General features: G+C 57.6%; 20 protein-coding genes. 11 read left to right on the top strand and 9 right to left on the bottom strand.

Going from position 1 to position 20,116, the window contains the following annotated elements:
* The first annotated feature begins 46 nt into the window (after positions 1–46).
* The 3 genes from AACY26_RS09670 (at position 47) to AACY26_RS09660 (ending at position 2,040) form a co-directional block, all read left to right on the top strand.
* Positions 47–934, top strand: a complete 888-nt coding sequence (locus AACY26_RS09670) for a lysophospholipid acyltransferase (RefSeq protein WP_339513438.1) — start codon at positions 47–49, stop codon at positions 932–934.
* 62 nt (positions 935–996) lie between these two features.
* Positions 997–1,260: a PilZ domain-containing protein gene (locus tag AACY26_RS09665; RefSeq protein ID WP_339513436.1), complete on the top strand. Its 264-nt coding sequence runs from the start codon at positions 997–999 to the stop codon at positions 1,258–1,260.
* A 126-nt stretch (positions 1,261–1,386) separates the two neighbouring features.
* Positions 1,387–2,040 carry a 7-cyano-7-deazaguanine/7-aminomethyl-7-deazaguanine transporter gene (locus AACY26_RS09660; protein ID WP_339513434.1) on the top strand — a complete coding sequence of 218 codons (654 nt, stop codon included), beginning with the start codon at positions 1,387–1,389 and terminating at the stop codon, positions 2,038–2,040.
* An 88-nt stretch (positions 2,041–2,128) separates the two neighbouring features.
* Here AACY26_RS09660 and AACY26_RS09655 read toward each other — a convergent pair whose 3' ends face one another.
* The 5 genes from AACY26_RS09655 to def all read right to left on the bottom strand — a co-directional run bounded on the left by AACY26_RS09655 (position 2,129) and on the right by def (position 6,708).
* Positions 2,129–2,449 (bottom strand): tetratricopeptide repeat protein, encoded by a 321-nt coding sequence (locus AACY26_RS09655; protein ID WP_339513432.1) that lies wholly within the window; start codon positions 2,447–2,449, stop codon positions 2,129–2,131.
* 20 nt (positions 2,450–2,469) lie between these two features.
* Positions 2,470–3,843 (bottom strand): Trk system potassium transporter TrkA, encoded by a 1,374-nt coding sequence (trkA, locus tag AACY26_RS09650; protein ID WP_339513430.1) that lies wholly within the window; start codon positions 3,841–3,843, stop codon positions 2,470–2,472.
* 12 nt (positions 3,844–3,855) lie between these two features.
* Complete coding sequence (gene rsmB / locus AACY26_RS09645) at positions 3,856–5,169, bottom strand: 16S rRNA (cytosine(967)-C(5))-methyltransferase RsmB (RefSeq protein WP_339513428.1); 1,314 nt, start codon at positions 5,167–5,169, stop codon at positions 3,856–3,858.
* Positions 5,169–6,110, bottom strand: coding sequence for a methionyl-tRNA formyltransferase (gene fmt, locus AACY26_RS09640; RefSeq protein WP_339513426.1), 942 nt, complete (start codon positions 6,108–6,110; stop codon positions 5,169–5,171). The genes rsmB and fmt overlap by 1 nt, the downstream gene beginning before the upstream one ends.
* 91 nt (positions 6,111–6,201) lie before the next feature.
* The gene (gene def / locus AACY26_RS09635; protein WP_010487937.1) at positions 6,202–6,708 is read right to left on the bottom strand and encodes a peptide deformylase; all 507 of its coding nucleotides are present in this window, start codon (positions 6,706–6,708) and stop codon (positions 6,202–6,204) included.
* 153 nt (positions 6,709–6,861) lie between these two features.
* On the opposite strand from def, the gene AACY26_RS09630 reads away from it, so the two are divergent.
* The 3 genes from AACY26_RS09630 (at position 6,862) to AACY26_RS09620 (ending at position 9,740) form a co-directional block, all read left to right on the top strand.
* Positions 6,862–7,887 (top strand): LysM peptidoglycan-binding domain-containing protein, encoded by a 1,026-nt coding sequence (locus AACY26_RS09630; protein ID WP_339513423.1) that lies wholly within the window; start codon positions 6,862–6,864, stop codon positions 7,885–7,887.
* Positions 7,888–7,972: 85 nt separating this feature from the next.
* Positions 7,973–9,085: a DNA-processing protein DprA gene (gene dprA / locus AACY26_RS09625; protein ID WP_339513421.1), complete on the top strand. Its 1,113-nt coding sequence runs from the start codon at positions 7,973–7,975 to the stop codon at positions 9,083–9,085.
* Positions 9,086–9,182: 97 nt separating this feature from the next.
* Positions 9,183–9,740, top strand: a complete 558-nt coding sequence (locus AACY26_RS09620; protein ID WP_339514092.1) for an L-threonylcarbamoyladenylate synthase — start codon at positions 9,183–9,185, stop codon at positions 9,738–9,740.
* Between the two features lie 42 nt (positions 9,741–9,782).
* On the opposite strand, the gene AACY26_RS09615 is transcribed toward AACY26_RS09620, so the two are convergent.
* The gene (locus AACY26_RS09615) at positions 9,783–10,760 is read right to left on the bottom strand and encodes an NADPH:quinone reductase (RefSeq protein ID WP_339513419.1); all 978 of its coding nucleotides are present in this window, start codon (positions 10,758–10,760) and stop codon (positions 9,783–9,785) included.
* 194 nt (positions 10,761–10,954) lie between these two features.
* On the opposite strand from AACY26_RS09615, the gene hemF reads away from it, so the two are divergent.
* From hemF to aroE, 3 genes are read left to right on the top strand one after another with little or no spacing between them, the layout of a single operon-like run.
* Entirely contained in the window at positions 10,955–11,869 is a 915-nt protein-coding gene (hemF, locus tag AACY26_RS09610; RefSeq protein ID WP_339513417.1) for an oxygen-dependent coproporphyrinogen oxidase, read from the top strand.
* Positions 11,870–11,871: 2 nt separating this feature from the next.
* Entirely contained in the window at positions 11,872–12,468 is a 597-nt protein-coding gene (locus tag AACY26_RS09605) for a transglycosylase SLT domain-containing protein (protein ID WP_339513415.1), read from the top strand.
* A gap of 45 nt (positions 12,469–12,513) precedes the next feature.
* Positions 12,514–13,335 (top strand): shikimate dehydrogenase, encoded by an 822-nt coding sequence (aroE, locus tag AACY26_RS09600; protein ID WP_339513413.1) that lies wholly within the window; start codon positions 12,514–12,516, stop codon positions 13,333–13,335.
* 8 nt (positions 13,336–13,343) lie between these two features.
* Here aroE and AACY26_RS09595 read toward each other — a convergent pair whose 3' ends face one another.
* The 3 genes from AACY26_RS09595 to betC form a co-directional block, all read right to left on the bottom strand.
* Positions 13,344–14,912: a SulP family inorganic anion transporter gene (locus tag AACY26_RS09595; protein ID WP_339513411.1), complete on the bottom strand. Its 1,569-nt coding sequence runs from the start codon at positions 14,910–14,912 to the stop codon at positions 13,344–13,346.
* Positions 14,913–15,108: 196 nt separating this feature from the next.
* Positions 15,109–16,032 (bottom strand): choline ABC transporter substrate-binding protein, encoded by a 924-nt coding sequence (gene choX / locus AACY26_RS09590; RefSeq protein WP_339513409.1) that lies wholly within the window; start codon positions 16,030–16,032, stop codon positions 15,109–15,111.
* A gap of 94 nt (positions 16,033–16,126) precedes the next feature.
* Positions 16,127–17,641, bottom strand: a complete 1,515-nt coding sequence (betC, locus tag AACY26_RS09585; protein ID WP_339513407.1) for a choline-sulfatase — start codon at positions 17,639–17,641, stop codon at positions 16,127–16,129.
* A 113-nt stretch (positions 17,642–17,754) separates the two neighbouring features.
* Here betC and AACY26_RS09580 point away from each other — a divergent pair, with 113 nt between their 5' ends.
* Together AACY26_RS09580 and pbpG are read left to right on the top strand one after the other, a co-directional pair.
* The gene (locus AACY26_RS09580) at positions 17,755–18,663 is read left to right on the top strand and encodes a choline sulfate utilization transcriptional regulator (protein WP_339513405.1); all 909 of its coding nucleotides are present in this window, start codon (positions 17,755–17,757) and stop codon (positions 18,661–18,663) included.
* Between the two features lie 362 nt (positions 18,664–19,025).
* The gene (gene pbpG / locus AACY26_RS09575) at positions 19,026–19,937 is read left to right on the top strand and encodes a D-alanyl-D-alanine endopeptidase (RefSeq protein ID WP_089360352.1); all 912 of its coding nucleotides are present in this window, start codon (positions 19,026–19,028) and stop codon (positions 19,935–19,937) included.
* Positions 19,938–20,116: the final 179 nt, after the last annotated feature.

The following is a 20,116-nucleotide window of genomic DNA, read 5'->3' as shown; positions in this document are numbered from 1 at the left end:
GGGCGCAGAGCGGTACAATAGGCTTTTTGATCTCGGGGAGTGGCCTGTGGAGAAGTTTAAAGGTGCACTGGTTGTAGGCTTTCTGCGCCTGTTTGCTCTGCTGCCGTGGCGCGCAGTGCAGGCAACCGGTGCCGCTATCGGCTGGTTGATGTACAAGCTGCCCAATGGCTCGCGTGAGGTTGCCAGCACCAACTTGAGGAAGTGTTTCCCGGAGTTGGATGAGGCCGGGCATCAGAAATTGCTTGGCGAAAGCCTGCAGGGCATCAGCCAGACCTTGACCGAAAGCGCCTGCGCCTGGATCTGGCCAGCACAGAAATCGCTCGGTTTGATCCGTGAAGTTGAAGGCCTTGAGGTGCTCGAACAGGCGCTCGCCTCGGGCAAGGGCGTGGTGGGAATCACCAGTCACCTGGGCAACTGGGAAGTGCTCAATCACTTCTACTGCTCGCAGTGCAAGCCGATCATTTTTTATCGTCCGCCCAAGCTCAAAGCCGTGGACGACCTGCTGCAAAAGCAGCGCGTGCAAATGGGTAACCGGGTCGCCGCCTCGACCAAAGAAGGCATCCTCAGCGTGATCAAAGAGGTGCGCAAGGGCGGTTCCGTGGGCATTCCAGCCGATCCCGAACCGAGCCTTTCCAGCGGTGTATTCGTCCCCTTTCTAGGCACTGTGGCGCTGACCAGCAAGTTTGTGCCCAGCATGCTCACCGGCGGCAAGGCCGTTGGTGTTTTCCTGCATGCGTTGCGCCTGGAAGACGGCAGCGGCTATAAAGTCATTCTCGAAGCTGCGCCCGAAGCCATGTACAGCGAGGATATTGCCGTGGGTGTAGCCGCCATGAGCGAAGTCATTGGCCGTTATGTCCGCGCTTACCCAAGCCAGTACATGTGGACCATGAAACGTTTCAAGAAGCGCCCAGAGGGCGAAGCCAAGTGGTACTGATGTAGTTACGCCTGAGGCTGTCTTCAGGCTATCGAGTCGTTAATCAGAGGACCGCAGTCGTCATGTCGAACAACCGCCAGCATCCGCGCACAGCGATGAAGTGCATGATCAAGATCAGCCATCCAGATTTTGCTGATGTTATCGCCCAGACCCGAGACCTGTCGGACGGTGGCGTATATGTGAAGCACGAAGCGCTGTGTTCGCTGAAGCTGGGCGATGTGGTCACCGGTCAAGTGCAAGGCATGCCGATTGAAGCGCCTGTTTTGCAGATGGTGGTGACCCGTGTCGATGCCGAAGGCGTAGGGCTGCGCTTCGTCACTGAATGACCAATTGTCAGCAAAGCGCTTAAAACCTATCTTGTGAGTCAAGTATTCGCTAAAATACCGCGCGTCGCGTAGGCGCGGCATTATCGAAATGGGTTCCCTCACCCCATAAAACTTAAAAAGGCTCACATGCAAACCACCCTGACTACGATCCGCCGACCTGCTTTGGTGGCGCTGATCGCGTTTCACATCCTGATTATCATCGCCAGTAACTATCTGGTGCAGTTGCCGATTACCCTTTTTGGCTGGCATACCACCTGGGGCGCGTTTAGCTTCCCGTTTATCTTTCTCGCCACTGACCTGACTGTGCGTTTATTGGGCAAGGCCCCGGCGCGCAAAGTGATTGCGCGGGTGATGTTGCCAGCGCTGGTAGCTTCATACGTGGTGTCTGTGCTCTATAAAGACGGCGTGTTTTCAGGCTTTGCGGCGCTGCAGGAGTTCAACGTATTCGTTGGCCGCATCGCCCTGGCCAGTTTTTGCGCCTATGTGTTGGGCCAGTTGCTGGATATCCAGGTGTTCGACCGCATGCGCCGTCTGCGTCAGTGGTGGGTTGCTCCGACAGCCTCGACTATCCTGGGCAATCTGCTCGACACCTTTGTGTTCTTCTCCATCGCCTTCTGGCAAAGCAGCGATCCGTTTATGGCCGAGCATTGGGTCGAGATTGCCAGCGTTGACTACGCCATCAAGCTGACCGTGAGCCTGGTCTTGTTTGTACCGCTCTACGGCGTATTGCTCGGCGCAATTGCGCGTCTGCTCCAGGGGCGGACAGTTCCGGCGGCTTAAACCCAGAAAGCAAAAAGGCCCGGTTCGAGTTTGGACTCGCCGGGCCTTTTTATTGCGCATTGGCTGATGACGCCAACTGTTGCGGGGTTCAGGCTTGATTGCCGAGCTTATCCAGCTTGCGCAGAAAAACGCCCATTTCCTTCTCAGCTTGTTTGTCGCCATGGGCTTGGGCTGCGGCTATGCCCTGCTCCCACGCCGTGCGTGCGGCGTCTGGCTGAGCATCGTTGAGCAGCGCCTTGCCAAGCAGCTTCCAGGCGGCTGAATACTTGGGGTCAAGCTCCACACAGCGCTGCAAATGCTCGGCCGCCAGTGCGGCGTTGCCAGCATCGAGATAACCCTTGCCCAGGCCAAAGCGCAGCAATGCGTTATCCACACCCTTGGCCAGCATTTTTTCCAGTGATTCGAGCATGGGGCTTTTCCTCTGGCTTCTTAGAAGAAGGTCAAGCCAACCTGGAACAAGCTCTCGGCATCGCGGATGTACTTCTTGTCGACCAGGAACAGAATCACATGGTCACCGCTCTGGATCATGGTGTTGTCGTGGGCGATCAGTACTTCCTCATCGCGAATAACCGCGCCGATCGTGGTGCCCGGCGGCAGGTTGATTTTGCCGATCTCGCGGCCGACCACTTTGCTCGACTTGGCATCGCCGTGGGCAATCATCTCGATCGCCTCGGCCGCACCGCGGCGCAGTGAGTGCACGCTTTCGATATCGCCACGGCGCACGTGGGTGAGCAAGGTGCCGATAGTTGCCAGCTGCGGACTGATGGCAATGTCGATATCCCCGCCCTGGACCAAGTCGACGTAGGCTGGGTTGTTGATGATGGTCATCACCTTGCGCGCGCCCATGCGCTTGGCCAGCAAGGACGACATGATGTTGGCTTCGTCGTCGTTGGTCAGGGCAAGGAATATATCCGCATCGTTGATATTTTCTTCAACCAGCAAATCACGGTCCGAAGCACTGCCCTGCAACACGATGGTGCTGTCCAGTGTTTCCGAGAGGTAACGGCAGCGCGCCGGGTTCATCTCGATGATCTTCACCTGGTAGCGGCTTTCGATGGCTTCCGCCAGGCGTTCGCCAATATGACCGCCACCGGCAATGACAATCTTCTTGTAGCTGTCTTCCAGGCGGCGCATCTCGCTCATCACCGCGCGGATGTGGGCTTTGGCGGCGATGAAGAACACTTCATCGTCAGCCTCGATGACCGTGTCACCCTTGGGCATGATCGGCCGGTTACGGCGGAAAATCGCGGCAACGCGGGTATCGACGTTAGGCATGTGCTCGCGCAGTTGGCGCAGCTGTTGGCCCACCAGCGGACCACCGTAATAGGCCTTGACCGCAACCAGCTGAGCCTTGCCCTCGGCGAAATCGATAACCTGCAGCGCGCCCGGATACTCGATCAGGCGCTTGATGTAGTTGGTCACGACTTGTTCGGGGCTGATGAGCACGTCGACCGGAATCGCTTCATTGTCGAACAGGCCGCTGCGGGTCAGGTAGGCCGCTTCGCGCACGCGAGCGATCTTGGTCGGCGTATGAAACAAGGTGTAGGCAACCTGACAGGCGATCATGTTGATCTCGTCGCTGTTGGTCACGGCAACCAGCATGTCGGCATCGTCGGCGCCAGCTTGGCGCAAAACAGTCGGGAACGAGCCGCGGCCCTGTACGGTGCGGATATCCAGGCGGTCGCCGAGATCACGCAGACGGTCGCCGTCGGTGTCAACCACAGTGATGTCATTGGCTTCGCTGGCCAGGTGTTCTGCCAGGGTGCCGCCAACTTGCCCGGCACCAAGAATGATGATTTTCATCCGATTCCTTCCTCAGCCGCGGGGTGTCGCGGCGATCTTGATCAGCTTGGCATAGTAAAAACCATCATGACCATCTTCTTGTGCAAGCAGTTGGCGGCCATGGGGTTGTGGCAGGCCAAAAGGCCCGGCAATATCGAGTTCACGTGCGCCTGGGGTGCGGGCCAGAAAGGCTTCTATAACTTGGCTGTTTTCTGTCGGCAAGGTCGAGCATGTGGCATATAGCATGATGCCGCCCACAGCGAGCGTTGGCCACAAGGCATCAAGCAACTCGCCCTGCAACTGTGCCAGCGCCGGAATATCTTCGGCCTGGCGGGCAATTTTAATGTCGGGGTGACGACGAATCACGCCGGTCGCCGAACAAGGCGCATCGAGCAGGATGCGCTGGAATGGCTGGCCATCCCACCACTTATCCACAGCCCGGCCATCAGCGGCGATTAATTCTGCATCCAGCTTAAGACGCGCCAGGTTCTCGCGCACCCGCACCAATCGTTTCGGTTCCAGGTCGATGGCCACTACGCCCGCCAGCCCGGGCTCGGCTTCGAGGATGTGGCAGGTCTTGCCGCCCGGTGCGCAGCAGGCATCGAGTACGCGCTGGCCCGGGGCTAGTTCAAGCAGATCTGCGGCCAGTTGCGCGGCTTCATCCTGCACGCTGAGCCGGCCATCAGCGAAGCCAGGCAGTGTGGTCACGTCGCAGGCTTGCACCAGGCGGATGCCGTCTTGGCTAAAGGTGCAAGCGGCGGATTCTATACCGCCAGCTTGTAGTTCTTGCAGGTAGGCATCACGGCTGCCATGGCGACGATTAACTCGCAAAATCAACGGCGGATGGGCGTTATTGGCCGCGCAGATGGCTTCCCAATGCTCGGGCCAGAATGCCTTGAGTGATTTTTGCAGCCAGCGTGGATGGGCGGTACGCACCATTGGGTCGCGTTCCATCTCGGCCAGCAATGGTTCGGCCTCACGTTGGGCGCGGCGCAATACAGCGTTGAGCAGGCCCTTGGCCCAAGGTTTTTTCAGCTTTTCAGCGCAGCCGACGGTCTCGCCCAATGCGGCGTGTGGCGGAATACGGGTGTAGAGCAGTTGATACAGGCCGACCAGAAGCAAGGCTTCGACGTCTCTGTCCGCCGCCTTGAATGGCTTTTGCAGCAGCTTTTCGGCCAGTGCCGACAACCTTGGCTGCCAGCGAGCGGTGCCGAAGGCCAGCTCCTGGGTGAGGCCACGATCACGGGGCTCAACTTTATCCAGTTGCGGCGGCAGGCTGCTGGCCAATGAAGCCTTACCAGACAGCACTGCGCTAAGGGCCTTGGCGGCGGCGAGGCGTGGGTTCATCAAACCAGCACCGCGCCGACAGTGAAGTATTCACGACGGCTGTTGTACAGGTCGGCGAAGTTGAGTGCCTTGCCACCCGGCAACTGCAGACGAGTAAGCAGCAGCGCACCCTTGCCGCAAGCGACGGTCAGGCCGTGCTTGCTTGCATCGAGAATAATCCCCGGCGCGCCTTCACCTGCGCAACATTCGGCGCTGAGCACCTTGATCGGCGCATCATTGAGCGTGCTGTGGCAGATCGGCGTCGGGTTAAACGCGCGAATCAGGCGTTGCAGCTCATCCGCCGGGCGCGTCCAGTCGATACGTGCCTGCTCTTTATTGAGCTTGTGGGCGTAGGTCGCCAGGCTGTCATCTTGCGCCTCGCCAACCAGCGAACCCGCAGCCAAGCCATTGACGGCTTCAATGACCGCATCGGGCCCGAGGCGCGCCAAGCGATCATGCAGGCTGCCGCCGGTGTCTTCAGCGCTAATTGGGGTGCTGACTTTAAGCAGCATGGGGCCGGTATCGAGCCCAGCTTCCATTTGCATCACGGTGACGCCGGACTGCGCATCGCCCGCCTCGATCGCGCGCTGGATCGGAGCCGCGCCGCGCCAGCGTGGCAGCAAGGAGGCGTGGCTGTTGATGCAGCCCAGGCGTGGGGTGTCGAGCACCGCTTGCGGCAGGATCAAACCGTAGGCCACCACCACCATCAAATCGGCGTTCAGTGCTGCCAACTGGGCTTGGGCGTCGCTGTCGCGCAGGGTTAGCGGCTGATAAACCGGTATTTCATGTTGCAGGGCGAGTTGCTTGACCGGGCTCGGCATCAGCTTTTGTCCACGACCAGAAGGTCGATCCGGCTGGGTGTACACCGCGATAATCTGGTGGTCGGTGTCCAGCAGCGCTTTGAGGTGCTCGGCGGCGAATTCCGGGGTGCCGGCAAAAATGATGCGTAAAGAGTCAGTCATGGGGTCTCGCTAAACTCAGGTGCAGGGCTTGTCGCCCTCGCCTGCTGCAAATAAAAAAGGCTTGCCGCAGCAAGCCTTTGTAAGTCATCGATCAAGCCTGCTGACGGTGTTGCTTTTCAAGCTTCTTTTTAATCCGGTCACGCTTGAGCGTAGACAGGTAATCGACAAACAGCTTGCCATTGAGGTGGTCGCACTCGTGCTGGATGCACACGGCGAGCAGCCCTTCGGCGATTAGCTCGTAGGGTTTGCCGTCGCGATCCAGTGCTTTGACCTTAACTTTCTGTGGGCGATCGATGTTTTCGTAAAAACCGGGAACAGAAAGGCAACCTTCCTGATACTGGTCCATTTCTTCGGTCAGCGACTCGAATTCCGGATTGATAAAAACCCGGGGTTCGGAGCGGTCTTCAGACAGGTCCATAACCACCAAACGCTTATGGACATTGACTTGCGTGGCAGCAAGCCCAATGCCCGGCGCTTCATACATGGTTTCGAACATGTCGTCGATCAACTGACGCAAATCGTCATCGACCACATCCACTGGCTTAGCAATGGTGCGTAAACGTGGATCGGGAAATTCGAGGATGTTTAAAATCGCCATATGCGTTGTGTGATGCACTTGTGGAATAAAGTCAAAATCCGCTGCTAAGATGATGCGCAGCTTGGAAAAGCAGCTTCACGCCGCATTTCTATTGGGGTTACGTTGTGGCGCTAGGGCGCTTCACAGAAGACACATAATAAAGGGATTCACCGCATGAGGAAATCACTACTCGCTTTGCTGCTACTTGCAGCTGGCGGTTTGGCCCAGGCAGATGTGCAACTCAAGGACGGTCATCCGGATCGTTACACAGTGGTCAAGGGCGATACTCTATGGGATATCTCCGGTAGATTCCTGCGTGAACCCTGGAAGTGGCCGGAGATCTGGCACGCCAACCCACAGGTTGAAAACCCACACCTGATCTACCCTGGCGACACGCTGAGCCTGGTTTATGTCGATGGTCAGCCACGCCTGGTGCTGAACCGCGGCGCATCACGCGGCACCATCAAGCTGTCGCCAAAAGTGCGCAGCACGCCGATGGCGGAAGCCATTCCGACTATTCCGCTTGAGGCGATCAACAGTTTCTTGCTGTATAACCGCATTGTCGATGATCCAAAGGATTTCGAGCGCGCGCCATATATCGTCGCCGGTGATGCCGAGCGGGTTGTCAGCGGTGCGGGTGATCGTATTTACGCTCGCGGCAAGTTCAGCACCACCACCCCGAACTACGGGATTTTCCGTCAGGGCAAGAGCTACTTCGACCCGGAAACCAAAGAGTTCCTGGGTATCAATGCCGATGACATCGGTGGCGGTGAGATTGTTGCCGAGGAAGGCGATATCGGCACCATGGAGCTGCGCCGCAGCACCCAGGAAGTGCGTAATGGCGACCGTCTGTTCGTCAATGAAGAGCGTGCGATCAACTCGACATTCATGCCCAGCGAGCCTGCAGGCGAAGTCAAGGGCCTGATCATCGATGTCCCGCGCGGCGTCAACCAGATTGGCCAGTTTGACGTGGTGACCATCAACAAGGGTGTGCGCGACGGCCTGGTAGTCGGCAACGTGCTGGCTGTCTACAAGACAGGTGAAACCGTACGTGACCGCATCACTGGCGATTCGATCAAGATTCCAGACGAAAGAGCAGGCTTGATGATGGTGTTCCGCACTTATAACAAGCTCAGCTACGGTTTGATCCTGCACGCCAACCGCAACCTGGCAGTGCTCGACAAAGTGCGCAACCCATAACCCTTGAAGCCCAGCAAATGCTGGGCTTTTTGTCATAGGCTGCACTGCAACGGGCCTATGACGCGACCGATCAAGGATGATCAGCATGTCGCAATATTCCAGCAAAACCGCTGCACCTTCCCCTGCCGAGATAGAAGCTCGGGTCCGCTTGCATTGCCTGCCTGAGCTCGGCCCTAAGCGCTTCAAAAAACTCCTCGATGCCTTTGATTCAGCCTCCTCCGCGATCAGTGCCCCCGCCTCTGCCTGGCGCTCGCTGGGGTTGCCTGCTGCCTGTAGCGATGCCCGGCGCAGCAATGAGGTGCGCGAACAGGCCAATATGACCCTGCGTTGGCTGGAGGCGCCTGAGAATCACGTGTTGATGTGGGATTCGGACGACTATCCGGCGTTGCTGGCTGAACTTGGCGATGCACCGCCGTTGTTGTTTATCCGTGGTGATGCCAGTTTGCTTGAGCGACCACAGTTGGCCATGGTCGGCAGTCGGCGCGCTTCAAAACCGGGCCTGGATACTGCGCACAACTTTGCCAAGCACTTGGCTGCGGGTGGGTTTGTGATCACCAGCGGCCTAGCCCTTGGTATTGATGGCGCGGCGCATCAAGGTGCCCTGGATGCTCAGGGCAAGACGGTTGCGGTGCTCGGGACCGGTTTGCAACACATGTATCCCGCCCGGCATCGCCCACTGGCGGCAGATATCATCGCCAAGGGTGGCGCCCTGGTTTCTGAACTCCCGCTGAACAGCCCGCCGCATGCGAGTAACTTCCCCAGGCGAAACCGGATCATCAGTGGCTTGGCGCTGGGCGTGCTGGTGGTTGAGGCCAGCCCTTCAAGTGGCTCGCTGATCACCGCGCGTCTGGCCGCCGAGCAAGGCCGGGAGGTGTATGCGATTCCGGGTTCAATTCATCATCCGGGCGCACGGGGCTGTCATCAGTTGATTCGCGATGGTGCGACATTGGTCGAGAGCATCGAGCATATTCTTGAGGCACTGCGCGGTTGGCAGCATGGCCCGGCCAGTGTTCAGCCCCCTTCCCCAGTCAATCATCCGTTGTTCGAGCTGTTATTGGCTGCGCCGCAAAGCAGTGAAGCATTGGCGCTTTGCAGCGGTTGGCCCTTGAGTGAGGTGCTGGCGGCATTGACCGAGCTTGAGCTGGATGGCCGGGTCAGCTGCGAAGCCGGACGCTGGTATGCCTGCCCGCCCCCTTAGCGATTTCTGAAAAAACCTTGGAAAAATCAGGGCTTGCTTGGTCAATTGTTATTCGGCTTAGATACACTGCGCAGCATGGTTCAATGGAGCACGAATGATGGTCAATAGCTGGCAAGTACGGCAAGCCGCGCGGGTGGTGATGCAAGGGGGCGTGATTGCCTATCCGACCGAAGCAGTCTGGGGGCTGGGCTGCGACCCCTGGGATGAGCTGGCGGTTGAGCGCTTGCTGGCGCTGAAAAACCGGCCAATGCACAAAGGCCTGATTCTGGTTGCTGACAACATCCACCAGTTTGATTTCCTGATCGAAGACCTGCCGGACATCTGGCAAGACCGTCTGGCCAGCATGTGGCCGGGGCCTACTACCTGGCTGGTTCCGCATCAGGACCGTTTGCCGCAATGGATCACTGGTCAGCACAACAGCGTTGCCCTGCGCGTCAGCGATCATCCGTTGGTGCGCGAGCTATGCGCCCTCACCGGTCCGTTGGTGTCGACTTCAGCCAATCCTGCGGGTCGCCCTGCAGCGCGCAGTCGTTTGCGCATTGAGCAGTACTTTCCGCGCCAGCTCGACAAAGTCTTGAATGGTGCTTTGGGCGGACGCAAGAACCCGAGCCTGATCCGCGATTTGGTGAGCGGCGACGTGGTACGGCCTTCGTAACGAACGCCACCCGCTCAGTTTGCTGAGCGAGTGGCACCAGGCTTACGGCAACAGAATCGTCGAGCCTGTGGTCTGGCGAGCGCTCAGGGCAATTTGTGCCTGGGCGGCTTCAGCCAGCGGGTAACGCTGGTTGATCTCGACATCCAGCTTGCCGCTGCTGATCATGCCAAACAGCTCGTCGGCCATGGCCTGCAGGCGCTCAGGGGTGTCGGCGTAACTGGCCAAGGTGGGCCGGGTGACGTACAAGGCGCCTTTTTGCGCCAGAATGCCCAGGTTCACTCCGCTGACCGCGCCAGAGGCGTTGCCAAAGCTGACCAACAAGCCACGCGGCGCTACGCAGTCCAGCGACGTTGCCCATGTGTCCTTGCCAACACCGTCATAAACCACCGGGCATTTTTTGCCGTCAGTGAGTTCAAGCACGCGCTCAGCGACATTTTCATGGCTGTAGTTAATGGTTGCCCAGGCGCCTTGCTGCATGGCGCGCTCGGCTTTTTCAGCGGTGCTGACCGTGCCGATGAGCTTGACGTCGAGGGCTTTGGCCCACTGGCAGGCGAATGAGCCAACACCGCCCGCAGCGGCATGAAAGAGCACGGTTTCGCCGCCTTTCAATTCAAAGGTCTGACGCAGCAGGTATTGCACGGTGAGGCCTTTGAGCATGACGGCTGCGGCCTGTTCAAAGCTGATGCTGTCTGGCAGTTTTACCAGTTTGCTGGCAGGTAATACATGCAGTTGACTGTAGGCGCCGAGCGGACCGGTGGCGTAGGCGACGCGGTCACCCACCTGGAATTGGGTGACGCCAGCGCCGACGGCTTCAACAATACCAGCGCCTTCAGTGCCCAGGCCCGATGGCAGCGCGGGCGGTTGATAGAGGCCGCTGCGAAAGTAAGTGTCGATAAAGTTAAGGCCAATCGCTTGGTTCTGCACACGAACTTCACCAGCACCAGGCGCTGCTGGTTGGTGGTCAACGAACTCAAGTACTTCCGGGCCGCCGTGGCTGCTAAATTGGATTCGCTTGGACATTGCAGGCTCCATCTCAGGATAAGTTAGTGACCTAATGATGCACGCGGCAGCCTGTTTTGGCATCCATTGCCGGTCATCTATCGTCGAATTGACTCGAGTCAACTGCGATCACCGGGGTGCAAATGGTATGCTGGGCGCCGATTTCGTCGCACAACTAAAGCCGTGCGGCCTAACCTGCTTTCCAAGGTGGCGTTGTGAGTGATCGTACTGAGGCTGTAAAAGCCTATTTGCTGGATCTGCAAGACCGTATTTGCGCAGCCCTGCAGGCCGAAGATGGTAGCAGTGAATTCATTGAAGACGCCTGGCAGCGCCCGGCAGGCGGTGGCGGCCGCACGCGCGTGATCGAGAACGGTGGCCTGATCGAAAAAGGTGGGGTCAATTTTTCCCACGTATTCGGCACCGGCTTGCCACCTTCTGCCAGCGCGCACCGGCCTGAGCTGGCCGGTCGTGGCTTTGAAGCCATGGGCGTGTCGCTGGTGATTCATCCCTCCAACCCTCATGTGCCAACCTCACACGCGAACGTGCGGTTTTTCATCGCCGAGAAAGAAGGCGAAGAAGCCGTCTGGTGGTTTGGTGGCGGCTTTGACCTGACCCCTTATTACGCCAATGAAGAAGACTGCAAGCATTGGCACAGTGTCGCGCAAAAAGCGTGCGAGCCATTTGGTGCTGACGTCTACCCGCGCTACAAAGAGTGGTGCGATCGCTACTTCCACATCAAGCACCGCAACGAGCCGCGCGGTATTGGTGGCCTGTTCTTTGATGACTTGAACGAGTGGGACTTCGACACCAGCTTTGCCTTTCTGCGCGCCATTGGTGATGCCTATCTCGAGGCTTATCTGCCCATCGTCCAGCGTCGCAAGTCCATGGCATACACCGAGCAACAGCGCGAATTCCAAGCCTTCCGTCGCGGGCGCTATGTGGAGTTCAACCTGGTTTATGACCGAGGCACCTTGTTCGGCTTGCAATCGGGCGGGCGCACCGAGTCGATCCTGATGTCACTGCCGCCACATGTACGCTGGGGCTATGACTGGAAAGCCGAGCCGGGCACTGAAGAGGCGCGGCTGACCGAGTACTACCTGACGGACCGAGACTGGCTGGCCAAGGTTTGAATATGGGACGTATTGCCGGGTTGCTGGCAGCGCTCGCGTTGCTGGCGGGGTGTTCGACTGCGCCGCCAAAAGATCAAAACAACCTGTGCAATATCTACCGTGAGTACCCGGATTGGTACGAAGACTCACTGGACATGCAGAACGCCTACGGCACGCCGATGAATGTGGCGATGGCGATCATCAAGCAAGAAAGCAGCTTTGTCGAAGACGCCTTGCCGCCCCGGGCTTACTTGCTGTGGGTCATTCCCTGGGGCCGGGTCAGCTCGGCGTACGGTTATGCACAGGCCCAGGACCCGGTTTGGGGCGAGTACAAAGACCAGACCGGCAACGGCGGCTCGCGTGATGATTTTGAAGATGCGATCATGTTTGTCGGCTGGTATACCCACGGCACGCAGCGCATGCTGGGTGTGTCCAAGTGGGATGCTTACAATCAGTATCTGGCTTATCACGAAGGGCGCGGCGGCTACAGCCGGGGCACCTATCGTAGTAAAGCCTGGCTGATGCAGGTTGCTCGCAAGGTCGAACAGCAAGCGAAGAACTATGGCTGGCAACTAAAGCAGTGCCGGGACGAATTGGAGAGCAACCGCAGCTGGTGGTAAGACCCGCTGCGTAATTGCCAGAAGTTAACAGCGGGGACCCCCAACATGGACCGTTACGGCGTATTCGGTAATCCAATCGGCCACAGCAAGTCGCCATTGATCCACCGCTTATTTGCTGAGCAAACCAATCAACAGCTGAGCTATGAAGCCCTGCTGACGCCGCTTGATGGTTTCAGTGATTTTGCCCAGGACTTCTTCATCGAAGGCAAGGGTGCCAATGTGACAGTGCCCTTTAAAGAGCAAGCCTTTGCCCTGGCGGACAGCCTGTCTGAGCGTGCACAGCGGGCAGGTGCGGTCAATACCTTGAAAAAACGCCTGGACGGCACCCTGGTCGGCGATAACACTGATGGTGCCGGGTTGGTGCGCGATCTTCAGATCAATGCCGGGTTCTTTCTACGCGGCAAGCGCATTTTGGTACTGGGCGCAGGTGGTGCTGTAAGAGGCATTATCGAGCCCTTCATGGCCGAGCAGCCGAGCAGCGTGGTAATTGCCAACCGTACGGTTGAAAAGGCTGAACAACTGGCTCGGCAATTTGCCGACCTCGGCCCGATGGCAGCCAGTGGCTTTGACTGGATTGATGCGCCGGTAGATCTGATTGTAAATGGCACATCAGCAAGCCTGGCTGGCGATGTCCCTCCGATTGCCAGCAGTTTGATCAAGCCTGGGCATACCGTTTGCTATGACATGATGTACAGCAATGAGCCCACTGCGTTTAATCATTGGGCCGCCGAGCAAGGCGCTGCGCGCACCATTGATGGCTTGGGCATGTTGGTCGAGCAGGCCGCCGAAGCGTTTTTTGTCTGGCGTGGCGTGCGTCCTTCAACGGCACCGGTACTGGCTGAGTTGCGGCGCTTGCTGGCCGCATAGAGACCTAGTCAATCCTCGAAAATAACCGGGCATTGCTCCGCGCCCTGTAGTTTCTGGATCTCTTCGATTACCTGCGGCCGTGCCCGGCGCAGGATCAAGCTGCGCTTTTGCCCACGCAGGCGACGCGCTTCCTGGTGAAGCATCTCAATCCCGGCGTAATCAATAAAATTGACGTGGTGCGCGTCGATAATCACGCGTTCGCCACGGCTACGTTGGATGATCTGCTGCAAGTAGTGGCAGGCACCAAAAAATATCGAGCCTTCAATGCGCAATAACTCTTCGTCGCCGTCTTGCCAGAACTTAACGCGTGGCTGGGAAGTGCGTTTGAGGTAGAAGAACAGCGAAGCCAGCACACCAGCGTAGATGGCCGTTTGCAACTCCATTAGCAGCGTTGCCGACAGTGTTAACAGCATCACGAAGAACTCTGAGCGACTCACCCGGTACAGTGCCTTGACCCCGGCAATGTCCAGTAATCCCCAGCAGATCAGCAAGATACCCGCCGCCATGCACGGCAGCGGGATATGTTCGATCAGCTGTGCGCCAAACAGGGCAAACAGCCCCACCAGAATGGCCGAGAAAACCCCAGCCAGCGGCGAGCGCGCGCCTGCTTGCAGGTTGAGCGCCGAGCGGGTAAACGAGCCCGCCGACAGCGAACCAGAGAACCATGGGCCAATGATGTTTGATATGCCCTGTGCGCGCACCTCTTGGTTGGCATCCAGGAACTGTTGCGACTTGGTCGCCAGCGAACGGGCGATCGATAGACTGGTGACCAGCCCGAGCATGCCGCAAGCGATGGCGGCCGGTAGCAATTGCAGTACGCTTTCAAGATCAAAGTTGAGCCACACCAGCGGCGGCAGTTTGCCCTCGAATGGGCTGACCAAGGTGACATGCCCGAGTTGCTGTGGCAGGGCGAACACTGCGAGGCTGCCCGCCACAAGGCTGATCAGCAGCGCCGGTCCGCGCGGCCAGAATTGCTTGCACAACAGGCTGACCGCCAAGGTAAATGCCGCCAGTGCAGCCGAAGCCCAGTCGACCTCGTCGAGGTGTTGGCCGAGATTGACCAGGGACATGAGTGCGGTTTTTTGGCTTGGGATGTCAATGCCCAGCAGATTTGGCAGTTGTCCCAGTGCAATCACCACCGCCGCACCAAGGGTAAAACCGAGCACCACGGAGTGCGAGACGAAGTTGACTAAAGCGCCAAAGCGCATCAAACCGAGCAGCCACTGGAATAACCCGGCAATAAAACTGAGCAGCAGTATCAGCGCGATAAAGTCATCGCTGCCGGGCTTGGCCAACGGACTGACGCTGGTGAACAAAATAATCGAGATGGCCGCCGTTGGCCCGCAGATCAGGTGCCAGGAAGAGCCCCAGAGCGAGGCAATAATCACCGGCACAATGGCTGCGTAAAGGCCGTACTCGGGTGGCAGTCCGGCAATCAGTGCGTACGCGATAGATTGCGGCAATGCCAGAATTGCACCGGTCAAACCGACCAGCGCATCGTTGCCCAGAGTTTTGCGGCTGGTAGTCGGCAGCCAGCGCAGGAATGGCAGCAGGCTTTGGAGACTAGGTCGGCGCATTATAAAAAGCAGAGGTCTGAGTGGCGATGCATAGCATGCTAGGCCCTAAACAACTTAACAATACGCATCAGTATGGCGTATTCCGCCCCGGCTATTTCAAGTTCTGCCCAATTGTGTGAGTGATTGTGCTGTTCAAGCAAGCTGCGTTCGCCGAGTGCTGGCGGGCTTTGACCAAGCCCGCCAGCCTGGCTTGCCATTACAGCTTGGCCTGAATCGCTTCAAGGCCGTCGCCACCGTCGAGGGTTTTAACCCCATCGAGCCAGGCTTTGACGACTTCCGGATTGGCAGCCATCCAGGCTTTGACGGCTTCACTGTTGCTCGCCTGCTTGCTCAGCACCTTATCCATCACCGAGTTTTCCATCTCTTGGGTGAAGCTGAGGTTGCTCAGCAGTTTGCCAACATTCGGGCACTGCTGCGCGTAACCTTTGCGGACGAGGGTGTTCACACTGCCTGTTTCACCAAAATAGGCTTCGCCGCCCTTGAGGTACTTCATGTCGTACTGCACGTTCATTGGGTGTGGGGTCCAGCCGAGGAACACCACAAACTGGTCGCGTTTTATGGCGCGCCCGACCTGAACCAACATGGCTTGCTCGCTGGACTCAATCAGCTTCCAGTCTTTGAGGCCGAAGTCGTTGGTTTCAATCATTTTACGGATCGATTCATTGCCGGGTGAACCAGAGGCAATCCCGTAGAGTTTATGGTCGAACTTATCAGCGAATTTGTTCAGGTCAGCAAAGGTCTTGACCCCGGCCTCGTAGGCGTAGCTCGGTACGGCGAGGGTGTATTCAGTGCCAGCCAGGTTTTGCTTGAGGTTGTCGACCTTGCCGGTGGCGACAAATTTGTCGTAGTTGCTTTGCTGGGCCGGCATCCAGTTGCCCATAAATACATCGACCTGACCTTTTTGCAGGCCAGCAAAGATGATTGGCACGGCCAATGTCTGGGTTTTGGCTTGGTAGCCGAGGCTTTCGAGGATAAAGCTGGTGACACCATTGGTCACGGCAATATCACTCCAGCCCGGGTCACCCAGCTTGACCGTGCTGCAGCTTGCGTCCTCGGCGTGGGCTCCGATGCTGGCGGCCAGTAACAGGCTACCTGCGAAAAGGGGGGTGAAATTTTTCATGCCTTCTCCTTTGTTATGTTTTTTCCTGTGTCAGTTTGTGCTGACGGCAGTCAGTGATGGCAGTTCAATTTGATTGATATAAATCCTCGGGTTATCAAGCGTCCACCTGAGGATAGCGTGCACGCCGCTCAAGGTCGTCGAGGTCGATGTGGTTGCGCATGTACTGCTGGCTGGCATCGACCATTGGCTGGTGATCCCAGCTCTTGAGTGCGCCTTGGCCAAGGGCCTGGGCTACGAAGCGGCGACGGCGTTGGCTGGCCAGTGCCGCCTTGTGGATCGCGGGAATATCCCATTGGTCCCAGGCTTGCTGGAGCAAGCTGGCGAGTACGGTTTGGTGATCGGCCGAGTTGGCGAGATTCTCGCGTTCTTGGGGATCATTGCGCACATCGAACAGCATCAGTGGATCGACCTCCGAGAAGATCAGCTTGTAGTCGCCGCGGCGAATCATCATCAGTGGGCTGTTGCTGCCTTCAGCCATGTATTCGCCCAATACCTGGTCGTGACCTGAGCCGGTTTCCAGATGCGGGAGCAGGGAACGCCCATCAAGCGCCAGGTCTGGATCAACCTTGCCGCCTGCCAGTTCAACGAAGGTCGGCAGCAAATCCATGGTCGATACCGATTGGCTGATGCGCCTCGCCGCAAAACGCTTGGGCGCATGTACCAGCATGGGTACGCGGGCAGACATTTCATACCACTGCATCTTGTACCAGAGGCCGCGCTCGCCAAGCATATCGCCATGATCACCCGAGAAAACGATGATGGTGTCATCGTCCAGGCCACAGTCCTTCAGGGTTTTCAGCAGCTTGCCAATGTTGTTGTCGATATAGCTGCATGCGCCGTAATAGGCGCGGCGGGCATCCTTGATCTTGTCTTCGGGCATCGGCTTATCCCACAGGTCGATGACTTTCATCACTCGCTTGGCGTGTGGGTCTTGCTGGTCTTGCTCGATGAAGTGTTCGGGCAAATCGATATCGACACCTTCATACATATCCCAAAACTCCCGGGTGATGGTGTAGGGGTCGTGGGGATGGGTCATGGATACGGTCAGGCAGAACGGTTGGTCAGCGCCCGTACGTACATGGTCGTAAAGGTACTGCTGGGCCTTGAACACCACTTCTTCATCGAAGTCCAGCTGGTTGCTGCGCACGCATGGCCCGGCTTGCAGTACCGAAGACATGTTGTGGTACCAACTCAAGCGCTCTTCGGGCGCATCCCAGTTGACTGCCCAGCCGTAGTCCGCTGGGTAAATGTCGCTGGTCAGGCGCTGCTCATAGCCATGCAGCTGGTCCGGGCCACAGAAGTGCATCTTGCCCGACAAGGCCGTGTGATAGCCGAGCAAACGCAAGTAGTGCGCGTAGGTTGGTACATCCGCGGGCAAGTCTGCGGCGTTATCGTAGGCGCCGATTTTGCTCGGTAACTGGCCGCTGACCAAGGTGAAGCGCGATGGCGCACACAGCGGGCTGTTGCAATAGGCGGAATCGAAAACCACGGCTGATTCGGCCAGGCGCATCAGGTTTGGCATCTTGATCTGCGACTTGCCATTGTGCAGCGGCAAGATAGGTGCGGCCATCTGGTCGGCCATGATGAAGAGGATGTTGGGTCGTTTCATGGCAGGCCTGTATTCCATATAAAAAATTTATGCGACAGTGCGGTATCTATAATCAAGTCAACGAAAAATGGGGTAAACCCATATCAAACACATAGCTTGGATAACTTCAGCTTATGTATGGACGCTTCAATGACTTATCCCTTGATGTGCTGCGAGTCTTTGAATCTGCCGCTCGCCAACTGAGCTTTACTGCCGCTGCCTTTGAGCTGGGCACAAGTCAGCCGGCGATAAGCCAGCAGATAAAACGCCTTGAACAACGCCTGCATACCCGGCTTTTTGACCGGGTTTATCGGGGCATCGTTCTCACTGAAGCGGGCGAGCAGCTCCTGCATTATGTTCAGGACGGCCTGGGTACGCTTGATGCTGGGCTGCAAGCGGTTACCGCGCAGCAGCAACACGAAGTACTCCAGGTGGCGACTGATTTTGCCTTCGCGGCGTATTGGCTGATGCCTCGGCTGAAACGCTTCAACCAGTTATATCCCGAGGTGGATGTCAGCCTGCTCACAGGCGAGCGCGATCTCGGGGCGCTATCGGCTGAAATTGATGTGGCGATTGCCTTTGGTGATGGTCGAGTCAAGAACGGCCAGTCCCAGCTGTTGTTCGCCGAAGAGGTCTACCCGGTGTGCAGTGCACAGTTGCTCAAGGACCATGCACAACCTTTGGCGCCAGCAATGTTGGCACAGTTGCCTTTGCTGCACCTGCGCCCAGAAAGCCGTGCCAGCTGGTATGACTGGCAAGGCTTGTTCAACGCGCTAGGTATTGCCGAGGCGCCGAGCCCAGGCAGTTTGCGTTTCGACAATTACACCTTGTTGATCCAGGCGGCGATTGCCGGCCAGGGTGTAGCGATCGGCTGGCGCTACCTAGTCGATGAGCTGCTGGAGCAAGGTTTATTGTGCCGCGCGTGTGAGGGCCAGGCGCGTTCTGGGTTGGGTTATTACCTGGTGCTGCCGGAGCGCAAGCGCCGACAACGTATCACCCAACAGTTCGTCGATTGGCTGCAAGGTGAGCTGGCAGGGACTTGAACCCGTTATTTTGTGTGCTTTGCAGACGAAAGGTATGAACATCATCGGGGCAGGGGGCTCCAAGAACCCAGGATGATTTCCGTATACTTGAGGCCCCTCTGAAGCATGCCGCAGACAGCGTAGGTGCAAGGTGTAACACGCAACAGCCAGAGGCCGCCGTCAGCGCGGTTGTGTTCGATTTATCGGTTGTTGATACGCCTTTGATCGATGTTGCCGGTCCCTTGAGGCCGTACTAAAGTAAGGTCAACTTAACGAAGCCGCTTTCCAGCGTTAGGCAACATCACCTGCGAGGTGATTCAGAGGTTTTCCATGTGCTTGAACGCAGGGTTCAGGCTCTTTCCATTTTGCTCGGTGAGCTTCTCTTGAAAATTCGTCATTCGATAGTCAGTTTGTTGCTGGTTTGCAGCAGCGTAGTAGCTACATCAAATGTGCAGGCCGCGACTAAAGCCACTGCTCGTCAAGAACTTGCGGCGGGTAGTGCGTTGTTGGTCGATCTGAATACCAACAAGGTGCTTTATTCGAGTAACCCCAATATGGTGCTGCCCATCGCCTCGGTGACCAAGCTGATGACTGCCGTGGTTACCCTGGACGCCAAGTTACCGATGGACGAGATGCTCGACATCAATATTGCCGACACCCAGGAAATGCGCGGGGTATTCTCCCGGGTACGGGTTGGCAGCGAGATCAGCCGTCGCAACATGTTGCTGCTGGCGCTGATGTCATCTGAAAACCGCGCTGCGGCGAGCCTCGCCCATCATTATCCGGGTGGCCAGACTGCATTTATAGCCGCAATGAATGCCAAGGCACGGTCGCTGGGCATGAGAAATACCCATTATGTTGAGCCGACCGGCCTGTCGCCGCATAACGTTTCGACCGCGACCGACCTGGTATTACTGCTCAAGGCCACGCGCAATTATCCGTTGCTCGGCGAGCTCAGTACCTCCGACGATAAAACCGTGGCTTTCCGCAAACCCAACTACAGCCTGGGTTTTCGCAATACCAACGGTTTGGTGCGCAAGCCAAACTGGAGTGTCCAGTTGACTAAAACGGGCTACACCGACGAGGCTGGCCATTGCCTGGTGATGCGCACGGTGATGAATAAGCGCCCGGTGGCCTTTGTGGTACTTGATGCATTCGGCAAGTACACCCATATGGCCGATGCGAATCGCTTGAAAAAATGGATGGAAACCGGCGCCATAACCCCGGTTCCGCCAGCGGCTATTGCCTATCGCCAGCAAAAGCAGGCTCAACGCCAGATGCAAGCGCAGCGCTGATAATCACGTCGAGTCGAGGGCGCTCCTGGAGGGCGCCTGTCCCGCCCGGATGGCCTTCCCCAGGCCATCCAATCCGAAGGAATCCCCTGAAAAACCACAGTGCTTGGTTTGGCTGCTGTTGCGCCTTGTCCTATCTTCGTTCACTCCCTTTTCCAGAGGTTCGTTATCCGGAGTGAGTG

The organism is Pseudomonas sp. RL_15y_Pfl2_60 (assembly GCF_963970595.1).
GTDB lineage: Bacteria > Pseudomonadota > Gammaproteobacteria > Pseudomonadales > Pseudomonadaceae > Aquipseudomonas.
This window is presented reverse-complemented; position numbering and strand designations above follow the sequence as displayed.

Coding starts and splice junctions, on each gene's coding strand:
- AACY26_RS09655 (WP_339513432.1), bottom strand. CDS start 2,449: ATGCTCGAATCACTGGAAAAAATGCTGGCCAAGGGTGTGGATAACGCA.
- fmt (WP_339513426.1), bottom strand. CDS start 6,110: ATGACTGACTCTTTACGCATCATTTTTGCCGGCACCCCGGAATTCGCC.
- AACY26_RS09605 (WP_339513415.1), top strand. CDS start 11,872: ATGGGACGTATTGCCGGGTTGCTGGCAGCGCTCGCGTTGCTGGCGGGG.
- AACY26_RS09630 (WP_339513423.1), top strand. CDS start 6,862: ATGAGGAAATCACTACTCGCTTTGCTGCTACTTGCAGCTGGCGGTTTG.
- AACY26_RS09620 (WP_339514092.1), top strand. CDS start 9,183: ATGGTCAATAGCTGGCAAGTACGGCAAGCCGCGCGGGTGGTGATGCAA.
- betC (WP_339513407.1), bottom strand. CDS start 17,641: ATGAAACGACCCAACATCCTCTTCATCATGGCCGACCAGATGGCCGCA.
- dprA (WP_339513421.1), top strand. CDS start 7,973: ATGTCGCAATATTCCAGCAAAACCGCTGCACCTTCCCCTGCCGAGATA.
- choX (WP_339513409.1), bottom strand. CDS start 16,032: ATGAAAAATTTCACCCCCCTTTTCGCAGGTAGCCTGTTACTGGCCGCC.
- AACY26_RS09665 (WP_339513436.1), top strand. CDS start 997: ATGTCGAACAACCGCCAGCATCCGCGCACAGCGATGAAGTGCATGATC.
- aroE (WP_339513413.1), top strand. CDS start 12,514: ATGGACCGTTACGGCGTATTCGGTAATCCAATCGGCCACAGCAAGTCG.
- AACY26_RS09580 (WP_339513405.1), top strand. CDS start 17,755: ATGTATGGACGCTTCAATGACTTATCCCTTGATGTGCTGCGAGTCTTT.
- AACY26_RS09615 (WP_339513419.1), bottom strand. CDS start 10,760: ATGTCCAAGCGAATCCAATTTAGCAGCCACGGCGGCCCGGAAGTACTT.
- def (WP_010487937.1), bottom strand. CDS start 6,708: ATGGCGATTTTAAACATCCTCGAATTTCCCGATCCACGTTTACGCACC.
- AACY26_RS09660 (WP_339513434.1), top strand. CDS start 1,387: ATGCAAACCACCCTGACTACGATCCGCCGACCTGCTTTGGTGGCGCTG.
- rsmB (WP_339513428.1), bottom strand. CDS start 5,169: ATGAACCCACGCCTCGCCGCCGCCAAGGCCCTTAGCGCAGTGCTGTCT.
- trkA (WP_339513430.1), bottom strand. CDS start 3,843: ATGAAAATCATCATTCTTGGTGCCGGGCAAGTTGGCGGCACCCTGGCA.
- AACY26_RS09595 (WP_339513411.1), bottom strand. CDS start 14,912: ATGCGCCGACCTAGTCTCCAAAGCCTGCTGCCATTCCTGCGCTGGCTG.